The following is an 11,010-nucleotide window of genomic DNA, read 5'->3' on the forward strand; positions in this document are numbered from 1 at the left end:
GCCGCACGCAGGGGGTGCGGCGGCCCTCGTCGCGCCCGGGATGGTTCGTCCGGGCTGCGATCTCCCACCAGCCGTGATAGTCGTCACTCAGGGGGGTCGACGACCCGTGGTCGGAGGCAGGGGGAACCATGACCGTGGAGACGTCCGAGTCGGCGAGGGTGCTGGCGCTCGAGCGCCTCGGGGTGCTGGACACGGACCCGGAGGAACGCTTCGACCGCGTGACGCGCCTGACCCAGCGTCTGTTCGGGGTGCCGATGGCGAGCGTCACGATGGTCGACACCGACCGGCAGTGGCGCAAGTCGTTCGTCGGCCTGGACGGCCCCGTCGCCCAGCGGGAAGGGGCGTTCTGCGACGTGACGATCCGCGCGTCGCGGACCCTCGTGGTCGAGGACGCCGCCGCAGACCCCCAGTTCGCGGACAACCCGTTCGTGCAGGGCGACCCGCACCTGCGGTTCTACGCCGGGCACCCGCTCGAGGCCCCGGGTGGCGAGCGGGTCGGGACGCTGTGCGTGCTCGACGTCGTCCCGCACGAGTTCACCGACGCCGACCGCGGCGTCCTGCGCGACCTCGCGCTCTGGGTGCAGGGCGAGCTGCAGCGGGACGCGGAGCTCGACCGCGCCGGGGAGGTCCAGCGCGGGCTGCTGCCGCGCCTGCCCCCGGACCTCGACGGGTACCGGGTCGCGGCGCGCTGCCTCCCGGCGCGCGGTGTCGGCGGCGACTTCTACGACTGGTCCGCCGTGCCCGGCGGGACGGCGTTCGTGCTCGCCGACGTCATGGGCAAGGGGATGGCTGCGGCGATCGTCGCCGCGTCGGCCCGGGCGGCGCTGCGGACCGGCGTCCGGGACCCCGACCTCCCGCGTGGCGTGGCCGAGGCGGACGAGGCCCTGACGGCCGACCTCGAGGGCACCAGCACGTTCGTCACCGCCTGGTGCGGCGTGCTCGACCCGCCGACCGGGGCGCTGACGTCGGTCGACGCCGGGCACGGCATCGTGACCCTGCTGCACGCCGACGGCCGCCGCGAGCGCCTCGCCGGGGACGGCCTGCCCCTGGGCGTGCTGCCCGAGATGACGCGCGGCGTCCGCACCGCCACCCTCGGGCGCGGTGACCGGCTCGTCGTCGCGAGCGACGGGCTCGTCGACCTCCTCGCGTCGCTGGGGCTGCCCGGCGGCGACCCGACGGCGCTCACCCCGGACGAACGACCGCCCGGGCCGCACGGCGCCGAGCTGCAGCAGCTGGCGCGCGACGTCGTGCAGGCGCCCGACGCGCAGGCCACGCTCGACGCCTTCCTCGCCGTGGCCGCGGGACGGTACCTGCCGGACGACCTCACCGTGCTCGTCGTGGAGCGTGCCGCGTGACGGGCAGGCTGCTCGCGATCCGCGTGCTCGTGCTCCTGACGCTGCTGGCGGGCACGACGTACGTCGGCTGGCGCTGGCTGGACTCCGTCGCGTGGAACGCCTGGTGGATCGCCGTCCCGCTGGTCCTCGCCGAGACGTACAGCCTCGTCGAGACCGTGCTCTTCGGCGTCACGGTGTGGCGGCTGCGGGAGCGCGGCGCTCCCCCGCCCGCGCCAGAGGGCCTCACGGTGGACGTCTTCGTGACGACCTACGACGAGCCCCTCGACCTGGTGATGGCCACCGCGGTCGCGGCTCGGGACATCCGGTACCCGCACCGCACGTGGGTGCTCGACGACGGCGCGCGCCCTGAGCTGCGCGCCGCGGCCGACGCGGCCGGCGTCGGGTACGTCGCCCGGTCGGCGGCGTGGGAGGGCAAGCCGCGCCACGCCAAGGCCGGCAACCTCAACAACGCGCTGTTCCAGACGAGCGGCGAGCTGGTGCTCGTCCTCGACGCCGACCAGGTGCCCGACCCGTCGATCCTGGACCGCACCGTGGGCTACTTCGCCGCAGACGACCGGGTGGCGCTCGTCCAGACGCCGCAGTACTTCGTCAACGTCCCCGACGTCGACCCGCTGGGCAGCCAGGCGCCTCTGTTCTACGGTCCGATCCAGCAGGGCAAGGACGGCTGGAACGCCGCGTTCTTCTGCGGGTCCAACGCCGTGCTGCGCCGCGAGGCCCTCATGCAGCTCGGCATCGTCGGCTACGTCCGCGAGGTGAGCGCCGGCGTGCGGCGCGCGGTCCGTACCGCTGACAGCCTGCTGGCTCGTGCCGCCCGCTCCCCCGATGCGCAGGACCCGGCGCTCCAGTCGGCGCTGGCCGACCTGCGCGAGGCCGCCGCCGAGGCCCGGCGCGGGCTCGGGGGCGACGTCCCCGTGGCGGACGTGACCTTCCGCTTCCAGCGGCGGGTGGACGCGGCGTCGCGCACCGTCGTGGCCGGTCAGCTCCACACGCTGCAGGCCGAGCTGGCCCAGCTGGAGCCGGAGCTCGGTGACGGCGGCCCGGTCGAGGTGGACGAGGAAATCGGCGAGCTCGTCGTGGACGAGGAGGCGCTCGACCGGCTCGCACGCCGCGACCTGTCCCCCGTGGTGGCGATCGAGGCGGTGCGCCGGCTGGCGGAGGCCGTCGACGTCGGGCGTCACGACCAGGCGCAGCCGGTGATGCCGCTCGCGACCATCTCCGTGACGGAGGACATGGCCACGGCGATGCGCCTGCACGCCCTGGGGTGGCGGTCGGTCTACCACCACGAGGTGCTGGCGCACGGCCTCGCGCCGGAGGACATGGCGACGATGCTCACGCAGCGCCTGCGCTGGGCGCAGGGCACGGTCCAGGTGATGCTGCGCGAGAACCCGCTGACCGTCCGTGGCCTGCGTCTCGGTCAGCGGCTCATGTACCTCGCGACGATGTGGAGCTACCTGTCGGGCTTCGCGGCCGTGGTCTACCTGGCGGCGCCCGTCGTGTTCCTGTGCTTCGGCGTGCTGCCCGTGCAGGCGTTCGGCACGGAGTTCTTCGCGCGGTTCCTGCCGTACTTCGTGCTCAACCAGGTGCTGTTCGTGGTGGTCGCGCACGGTGTGCGCACCTGGCGCGGGCAGCAGTACTCGCTCGCGCTGTTCCCGGTCTGGGTCCGAGCGTGCTGGACGGCGTTCGCGAACGTCGTGCTGCACCGGCCGCTGGGCTTCGCCGTCACGCCCAAGGCGCGCGTCGCGGGCCGCCACCGGCCCGCCTGGCGCACCATCCGGGTCCAGCTCGTCGCCGCGGCCGTGCTCGTGGTCGCCGCCGCCGTCGGCGTGGTGCGGCTCGTCGCGTTCGGCGCCGAACCGGGTGCCACGCTCGTCACCCTCGTGTGGGTGGGCTACGACCTCGCGGCACTGAGCGTGCTGCTGCCCGCCGCCCGTTACGCAGGCCAGCCCGACGAGCCCGCACCGGGCCTCGCGGGCACGATGGGGACACCCGTCAGGACGGAGGAACCGTGAAGCTGGACGTCACCCCGCAGGACCGGTCGGGGGCCGTGCTTACCCCCGTGGGCCGGCTGACCCTCACCACCGCGCACGAGCTGCGCGACGCGGTCGACGACCTCGTCGGCTCCGGGCGCACCCGCCTCGTCGTGGACCTCAGCCAGGTCGAGCTCATCGACTCGTCCGGCGTCGGCGCCCTCGTCGGCGGCTTGCGGACGGCGCGCTCGGGGGGCGGCGACCTCCGCCTGGCGAGCGCCTCCCCGCAGGTCACGACGGTCCTGCGGCTCACCAACCTCGACCGCCTGCTGCGGGTGCACGACGACGCGGCCACGGCGTTCGCGGACGACTGACGACGAGCGCCATGGACTCCGGGCACGTGGCCCGCACCGCGTCGGCGCGCCAGTGGTTCGCAACGCTGCCGGACGCGTTCGCCGCGCTGTGGGCGCAGGTCCCCGCCACCTCGTTCGACGACCGGACGGCGGTGGAGCTGGCCGTCACGGAGATCGCCGGGAACGTGCTGCGGCACACGGCCGACCCGGACACCGTGACGGTCCGCGCCGAGCTCACCGCGGACGCCCGTGAGGTGCGCGTGGTGCTGGAGGACACCGCTCCCGGCGTGCCGCTCGACCTCGACCGGCCGATGCCCGGACCGGACGCCGAGTCCGGCCGAGGCCTCGCCATCGTCCGCGCGTGCGTCGACGTCGTCGAGCACCACGCGGGACCCGCAGGATCCCGGTGGGTCCTGTCCCGCCGCCCGGGCGGCCCGCCTGCCACGACCTGAGGGCTGGGCGACGAGCCCCGCTACCGCCGGCGGCCCGGAAGGACGGGCAACCCGAACTTCTCCGCGACCGCCCTGAACGCCGGGGTGTCGACGTTGGTCGAGCCCAGAAGCCGCGGATCGTTGCGGCCGGGTGCCAACCCGTCGTCGGCGCGACGGTCGAAGAACGCGCAACAGCGACCTACCAGGGACTTGGACCGGTAGAGGATGCCGAGCGGCTCGTCGCCACCGTGGAGAGCCAGCCTCGCGATGTACGTCGAGACCACCGTGGTGACCGCGCGGTCCTCCCCCTCAAGGTGCCCGCTGGTCAGCACTCCGTCGATGTCGATCCCGAAGGCCGGCAGATGGCCGGCGAGCGCCCTGTTCAGGACCGCGAGGGTGTCCGGATGGTCGATCTGCACCCACCAGCCGTCGGCGGGCAGCTGGACCTCGTAGATCGAACGTTGCCATTGCCAGTCACCGCTGATCGCCCAGGGGCGGTCGAGGTCGTTGTCCTCGGCTTCCGCGATGATCCGCTCCGCCCACTGGTCGGGGGTCGTCCCGATGCTCAGGGCCAACGGTGCAAGTTTCGCGAGCTCTCGCCGAAACGCGGTCAGCACCTCCGCGAACGCTGTCTCTGGGGTGTCAGCGAAATAGACCGTGTGCCCGTCGCGGTCGAACCTGCCCCGGCGCTCGACGGCGCCCGGCGGCAACGGGCCGACGAGCTCGTTCCGGTAGCCCTGCAGCGGGCTGCGTTCACCTCGGTCGAGTGCGACCCGGTACGCCGTGCGGATGGCCGACGCGGGAACGACGTGCAGACCGGTGCGGACGCACGTCGTCCCGGCGTCGTCGCTGGCCAGCATCACGCCGCGTGCACGTCTTCGACGAAGGCGACCGCCGCGCCGAGCACGTCGGCGGCCTTCTCGTCGACGATGTACTGCAGCGGCAGGTTCTCGCCGAGGAGCGGGTTGGCCCCCACCAGCCAGGCGAGCGCGACATTGCGGCCTTGCGCGCTGTTGATGGTCCACCAGACCTGAAAGCCCAGGCGCAGGCGACGCTGCGCGTCGGGCCGCGGTGTCGGGCCGTCCGGCTTGGCCCACTTGCTGGGCAGGGTGCGGTCCTTGACGCCTGCGATGGTCTGCACGATCGTCGGGCCGACGTTCTGGTTCAGCGTTCGCACGAGATCATGGATGTCCTCTTGCGTCGCCGCTGCGTGAGCCCTGGCCCGGATGCTCGTCCCCATGCCCACCACCGTAACAGTTTCGGCTTCGACCTCGTATGGAATGCCACGCGAATGCCACACGAGTACCGGGAGGGCGCTCGTCCCTGAGCGCTTTGCTCCGCATGCTCAACAGAGGGCCGGACCGAGAACGAGCAGCGCTGTCCGGACTCCCGGCTCAGGCGCCGAGCACGACGACCGGGTCGGTCGTGGGCTGCTCGGAGCCGCCGTCCGGCTCGACCGTCACCGCGACGCCGACGCCGGGGACGTCCTGCACGAGGTGCTCGACGGAGCCGTCCGCCGCCTGCAGCACCCCGGCGGACGTCACGCCGCCCTCCGCGCCCACGACCCACAGCTGGTAGTCGTGGCCGTCCCCCGGGCCCGGCAGGCCGCTCGCGGAGAACAGGTAGTCGTCGCCCGCGACGAGCACCGAGGCCTCGCCGCCACCGGTGACCGCACCGCTCACGAGGCGTGCCGACGGGTCGGCCATCATCTGGGCGACGGCGTCGACACGGTCCTGCAGGCGCGCCTGCTCCTGGGTGGCACGCACCGCCACGGTCGTGGGCACGGCGACCGCCACGACGGCCGCCGCGGCGACCGCCACCAGGCCCCAGCGCCGTCGCGACCGGCGGTCCGCCGTCGAACCCGCCGTCGTGCCCGCCGTCGAACCCGCCGCCGCGGGGCGCCCCACGGAGCGACCGCCGGCCTGCGGGGTCACCGCGACGCGGGCGAGCACGGCGTCGCGCATGGCTGCGGGCGGGGCGGCGTCGACCGTGAACGACGCGACGACGTCGCGGTACTCGTCGAGGGCGCGCCGGGCCTCCGGGTCGGACTCGAGCAGGCGCTCGACCGTCCGCCGCTCGAGGTCGTCGACGGCGTCGAGCGCGTAGGCGGGCAGCAGGTCCCAGGCTTCCTGGTCGGCCTCAGCCACGGGACACCCCCAAGCAGTCGCGCAGGCGGCCGAGACCGTCGCGGATCCGGCTCTTGACGGTGGGGAGCGCGGCGCCGAGCCGGTCGGCCACCTCGCGGTACGTGCGGCCGCCGTAGTAGGCCTCGACGACGGCCTCCCGCTGCGTCGCAGTGAGCGAGTCGAGGCACTGGCGCACGGCCGCGCCCTCCAGGCTCCGCTCCACGTCTTCGGCCACGACGTCACGAGGCCGTTCGGCGAGGGTCGAGTCGAGGTCGCGCTGGTCCCGGTCGCGCCGCGACTGCTCGGCCCGGACCCGGTCCACGGCCCGGCGTCGGGCGAGCGTCGCCACCCAGGTGCGTGCCGAGGCTCGCGCCGGGTCGTAGCGGACTGCGGTCTGCCACACCTCCACCATCACCTCCTGGGCCACCTCGGCGGCGTGGTCCGGGTCGCGGAGCACGCCGATCGCCGTCCCGTACGCCACCGGGGCGAGCGCGTCGTAGACAGGCCCGAACGCCTCGGGGTCGCCGGTCGAGCACGCGACCAGCGCGTCGTCGACAGGCCCGCGGGAGGTCGTGGGTGGCGGCACCCGCACAGTCTGCCCCACCGCACGTCCCGCCGGACGCGAAGGCGCGGCCGCGGCACGGTCCAGGACCGGCCAGGATGTCGCCGCCACCACCACCGGGCTCACCGGGTTCCTCGTCTCTCGTCCCCGGACGGTCCGGGGACGAGAGTGGTTCGGTGCCGACCGGCGGACGGATGGGTCGCCGCCCGCGAGAGCCCGGGCTCAGGCCTCCCGGCGGGTCCGCACGGCGGCCGCGAGGGTGCCGAGCAGGTCCGCGGTCGTGTCCCAGTCCAGGCAGGAGTCCGTGACGGACTGCCCGTAGACGAGGCCCTCGAGCGGGCCCGGCTTCTGCGCGCCGGCGACGAGGAAGCTCTCCATCATCAGGCCCGTGACGTCACGGTCGCCCTCGGCGAGGCGTGCAGCGAGCTCGCGCACGACCTCCGCCTGGCGCACGTGGTCCTTGCCGGAGTTGCCGTGCGACGCGTCGACCACGACACCGGCCTCCACCGCGCCACCGAGACCGGACGTGCGCGCCACCGCGAGCGCCTCCGCCACGTCCTTCGCGGAGTAGTTCGGGCCGCCGCGCCCGCCGCGCAGGATGACGTGGCAGTCCGGGTTGCCCGTGGTCTCGACCGCGGCCGCGCGCCCCTCGGCGTCCGCCCCGAAGAAGGTGTGCTCGCTCGCCGCGGTGATGCAGCCGTCGACGGCGATCTGCACGTCGCCGTCCGTCGCGTTCTTGAAGCCGACGGGCATCGACAGGCCCGACGCGAGCTGGCGGTGCACCTGCGACTCCGCGTTGCGCGCGCCGATCGCACCCCACGTCACCGCGTCCGCGATGTACTGCGGGCTGGTGGGCTCCAGGAACTCGCACGCGGCGGGCACGCCCGCGTCGAGCACGCCCAGCAGCACCTCGCGCGCCAGGCGCAGGCCGTGGTGCACGTCGTGGGAGCCGTCCAGGTGCGGGTCGTTGATCAGGCCCTTCCACCCCACCGTGGTGCGCGGCTTCTCGAAGTACACGCGCATGACGACGACCAGGTCGTCGGACAGCTCGCGCGCCACCGGCGCCAGCCGGCGGGCGTAGTCGAGCGCGGCCGCGGGGTCGTGCACCGAGCACGGGCCGACGATGACGAGCAGGCGGTCGTCCTCCCCGCGCAGCACGTCCCGCACCTCACGGCGCGACGTGGTCACGAGGTCGCTGCGCGGGGTGCCGAGCGGCAGCTCCGCCCGCATGACGCCGGGGGCGGGCAGCGGGTCGAGCGCGCGGACCCGCAGGTCGGAGGTCTCTGCCATCAGGTCAGTATGCGGCCGGGCGGGATCGGACGGCGCGGTACGGGCGGTGGCGGGGGCGGTGGTGCTCATCACGGGCTCCTGGAGGGGTCGGCGGCGGGGCGGTCGGGGTGGAGGCTCGGCGTCGTCGTCGCGGCGATCTCGAACCGTGGTCCATGCCCGACCGGAGCGGCCCGTCTGACGACGAAGGGCCCGGACGCGTCATGCGTCCCAGGCCCTGTGCTGGCTCCGGAGGAAGTGGTGTCGGTCAGGCGCTAACCCGCCGCACCGTGTACTTCGCACACGGAGCCGGCGTAAAGCGCCAATACCAACGGGGGTTCACGCCGACGACGGTACGACGTCGCCGGGCGTCCGTCCAACCCGTTCCAGCATGCGGTCGTCACCATGAAAGAAGCGAAATTCGCAACCCGACACGCCAGCGTTCGTCGCGCGGGTGAAACCTGATTCTGGTTACGTGTGCAACGCCACAGTAGGCCCGGGCACGGTGCCCGGGCTCGACGGTGCCCGGCCATGGCGGCCGAGCCTCTCCGACACCCCTGGAGGAACAACTGTGAGAGCACGAATCATCAGCGCGTTCGGCGCGGCGGGAGCCCTGCTCACCGCCGCTGTCGTCGCGCCCGGCCTCGCCACCGCGGCGCCCGCGGCCGACGCCCCACCGTCCGACCCGGCGGCGCACGTCAAGGAGGACAGCCGCCCGGACCCCCTCGCGGAGAAGCGCACGGCGCTCAAGCAGGAGGCCGTCGACCGCGTCGCCACCGGCAAGGCCACCGTCCAGACGCGGGGCAAGGGTGCCCACACGTCGCAGTCGGTCAAGGTCGGCAAGAACCAGTGGGTCGAGTACCAGACCGAGCAGACGGCACAGCTGCTGACCTTCCTCGTGGACTTCGGCGACAAGGCAGACCCGCGCTACCCCGACGCGACGGCCGGACCGAAGCACAACGAGATCCCCGAGCCCACCCGCAGCGACAACTCCACCTACTGGGAGTCGAACTTCTCCCAGGAGCACTACAAGGAGATGTTCTTCACCGGGCTGGAGGACCAGAACGGCGAGTCCTTCGCGGACGTGTACGACGAGATGTCGTCCGGCCGGTTCGACCTCCAGGGTGACGTCTCCGACTGGGTGACGGTCCCCTACACCTCGGCCAGCTACGGCTCCAACCAGAAGGACCCGGAGACCGGCGAAGACCTCGGCGAGTCCAACAAGGACATGACGCGGTTCGTGCAGGACAGCGCCGACGCGTGGTACGCGGACCAGCTCGCCCAGGGCAAGACCAAGGCCGAGATCGACGCGTACCTGCAGTCCTTCGACGTGTGGGACCGGTACGACATCGACGGTGACGGGATCTTCGACGAGCCCGACGGCTACATCGACCACTTCCAGGCCATCCACGCCGGCGAGGGCGAGGAGGCGGGGGCCCCGGAGTCGGCCATCTGGTCGCACCGCTGGGCGGTCAACCCGCTGGGCACGAACGGCCCCGCCGCGTTCCCGAAGGTGGGCGGCATCAAGATCGGCGACTCGGACGTCTGGATCCGCGACTACACGACGGAGCCGGAGAACGGCGGCCTCGGCGTCTTCGCGCACGAGTTCGGTCACGACCTGGGCCTGCCGGACTACTACGACACCCAGGGCGGCGACAACGGCACCGCCTTCTGGAACCTCATGAGCTCGGGCTCCTGGATGAGCCACGGCAACGGCAGCATCGGGACCACCCCGGACCACATGGGCGCCACCGAGAAGATGTTCCTCGGCTGGCTCGACTACGCGACCGTCGACCAGGGCGAGCGCGCCACCGTGAAGCTCGGCCCGTCGTTCCACGCGACGACGAAGCCGCAGGCCGTGGTGGTGAACCTGCCGGACGGCACCAAGGAGGTCGACCTGGGCGTGAAGCCGTACGACGGCCAGTTCGCCTACTCGGGCACGGGCAGCAACGCGAACAACACGCTGACCTCGCCGTCCTTCACAGTGCCGGCCGGCGCGTCGCTCACCGCGAAGGTGCAGTACGCGATCGAGGAGGGCTACGACCACGCCTTCGCCGAGGTCTCGACCGACGGCGGCGGCACCTGGACGACGCTGCCGACGAACCTGTCCGACGAGGACGCGAACGGCGGCATCTCCGGCGACTCCGGCAAGGCGTGGGTCGACCTCACCGCCGACCTCGGTGCGTACGCCGGGCAGAACGCGCAGGTCCGGTTCCGCTACCAGAGCGACGGCGGCCTGAACCTCCTGGGCTTCCTCGTCGACGACGTCGCCGTGGGCACCGCCCTGACCGAGGACTTCAGCGACGGGCTCGCGGGCTGGACGAACGACGGGTTCAGCGTGATCAAGGCGAACGGCACGTACGACGTCGACTTCACGCACTACTACGTCGCGGAGAACCGGCAGTACGCCGGCTACGACACGACCCTGAAGCAGGGGCCGTACAACTTCGGCTGGACCCTCACCAAGCCGAACACCGTGGAGCACTTCCCGTACCAGGACGGCCTGCTCGTCTGGTACGTCAACAGCTTCTACGGCGACAACAACACGTCGCAGCACCCGGGCGGCGGGCAGGCCCTGCCGGTCGACGCGAACGCGCAGGCGCTGCGGTGGTCGGACGGCACGGTCGCCCGCAACCGCATCCAGGCGTTCGACGCGACGTTCGGCCTCGACAAGACGGACGCCTTCACGCTGCACCGGGAGACGGCGGCCGGCATGACCACGCTGCGTACGTGGTCGAACAAGCAGGACAACGTCTTCGACGACTCGGACCCGAACGCCTACTACGACACCGCGAACCCGTGGAACTCGGTCGTCGTCGGGGGCACCGGGACCAAGATCAAGGTCAAGGACGTGAACGGGAAGAACGGCGTGATGACGGTGGACGTCACCACGCCCCGCTCCCACAAGTGAGACCTGTCAGAGCCAGGTGAGGGCATACCCGCACCTGGC

At 72.8% G+C, this 11,010-nt stretch carries 10 protein-coding genes; 5 read left to right on the plus strand and 5 right to left on the minus strand.

All coding sequences use genetic code 11. The features are described from left to right. Positions 1–128: 128 nt before the first annotated feature. The 4 genes from ACFT55_RS15390 to ACFT55_RS15405 are packed head-to-tail and all read left to right on the plus strand — an operon-like array spanning position 129 to position 4,127. Positions 129–1,355, plus strand: a complete 1,227-nt coding sequence (locus ACFT55_RS15390) for a PP2C family protein-serine/threonine phosphatase (RefSeq protein WP_380244714.1) — start codon at positions 129–131, stop codon at positions 1,353–1,355. Continuing rightward, the gene (locus ACFT55_RS15395; protein WP_380244715.1) at positions 1,352–3,364 is read left to right on the plus strand and encodes a glycosyltransferase family 2 protein; all 2,013 of its coding nucleotides are present in this window, start codon (positions 1,352–1,354) and stop codon (positions 3,362–3,364) included. Before ACFT55_RS15390 ends, ACFT55_RS15395 begins: the two co-directional genes overlap by 4 nt. Then, on the plus strand, positions 3,361–3,696 hold the full coding sequence (locus ACFT55_RS15400) for an STAS domain-containing protein (RefSeq protein ID WP_380244716.1): 336 nt from the start codon (positions 3,361–3,363) through the stop codon (positions 3,694–3,696). The genes ACFT55_RS15395 and ACFT55_RS15400 overlap by 4 nt, the downstream gene beginning before the upstream one ends. 11 nt (positions 3,697–3,707) lie before the next feature. Continuing rightward, positions 3,708–4,127: an ATP-binding protein gene (locus tag ACFT55_RS15405; RefSeq protein WP_380244717.1), complete on the plus strand. Its 420-nt coding sequence runs from the start codon at positions 3,708–3,710 to the stop codon at positions 4,125–4,127. A gap of 20 nt (positions 4,128–4,147) precedes the next feature. On the opposite strand, the gene ACFT55_RS15410 is transcribed toward ACFT55_RS15405, so the two are convergent. The 5 genes from ACFT55_RS15410 to ACFT55_RS15430 form a co-directional block, all read right to left on the minus strand. Further along, on the minus strand, positions 4,148–4,966 hold the full coding sequence (locus ACFT55_RS15410) for an RES domain-containing protein (protein WP_380244723.1): 819 nt from the start codon (positions 4,964–4,966) through the stop codon (positions 4,148–4,150). Beyond that, a complete protein-coding gene (locus ACFT55_RS15415; protein WP_380244718.1) occupies positions 4,966–5,346 on the minus strand; it encodes a hypothetical protein in 381 nt (126 codons plus the stop codon). Before ACFT55_RS15415 ends, ACFT55_RS15410 begins: the two co-directional genes overlap by 1 nt. Positions 5,347–5,500: 154 nt before the next feature. Further along, entirely contained in the window at positions 5,501–6,253 is a 753-nt protein-coding gene (locus tag ACFT55_RS15420) for an anti-sigma factor domain-containing protein (RefSeq protein ID WP_380244719.1), read from the minus strand. After that, a complete protein-coding gene (locus ACFT55_RS15425) occupies positions 6,246–6,818 on the minus strand; it encodes a sigma-70 family RNA polymerase sigma factor (protein ID WP_380244720.1) in 573 nt (190 codons plus the stop codon). The genes ACFT55_RS15420 and ACFT55_RS15425 overlap by 8 nt, the downstream gene beginning before the upstream one ends. A gap of 198 nt (positions 6,819–7,016) precedes the next feature. After that, entirely contained in the window at positions 7,017–8,153 is a 1,137-nt protein-coding gene (locus tag ACFT55_RS15430) for a 3-deoxy-7-phosphoheptulonate synthase (RefSeq protein ID WP_380244721.1), read from the minus strand. A 478-nt stretch (positions 8,154–8,631) separates the two neighbouring features. On the opposite strand from ACFT55_RS15430, the gene ACFT55_RS15435 reads away from it, so the two are divergent. Then, positions 8,632–10,971 carry an immune inhibitor A domain-containing protein gene (locus ACFT55_RS15435; protein WP_380244722.1) on the plus strand — a complete coding sequence of 780 codons (2,340 nt, stop codon included), beginning with the start codon at positions 8,632–8,634 and terminating at the stop codon, positions 10,969–10,971. Positions 10,972–11,010: the final 39 nt, after the last annotated feature.

The sequence above is a fragment of the Isoptericola sp. NPDC057191 genome, assembly GCF_042670225.1.
Taxonomy (GTDB): Bacteria; Actinomycetota; Actinomycetes; order Actinomycetales; family Cellulomonadaceae; genus Isoptericola.

Coding starts and splice junctions, on each gene's coding strand:
- ACFT55_RS15390 (WP_380244714.1), top strand. CDS start 129: ATGACCGTGGAGACGTCCGAGTCGGCGAGGGTGCTGGCGCTCGAGCGC.
- ACFT55_RS15405 (WP_380244717.1), top strand. CDS start 3,708: ATGGACTCCGGGCACGTGGCCCGCACCGCGTCGGCGCGCCAGTGGTTC.
- ACFT55_RS15410 (WP_380244723.1), bottom strand. CDS start 4,966: ATGCTGGCCAGCGACGACGCCGGGACGACGTGCGTCCGCACCGGTCTG.
- ACFT55_RS15415 (WP_380244718.1), bottom strand. CDS start 5,346: ATGGGGACGAGCATCCGGGCCAGGGCTCACGCAGCGGCGACGCAAGAG.
- ACFT55_RS15430 (WP_380244721.1), bottom strand. CDS start 8,153: ATGAGCACCACCGCCCCCGCCACCGCCCGTACCGCGCCGTCCGATCCC.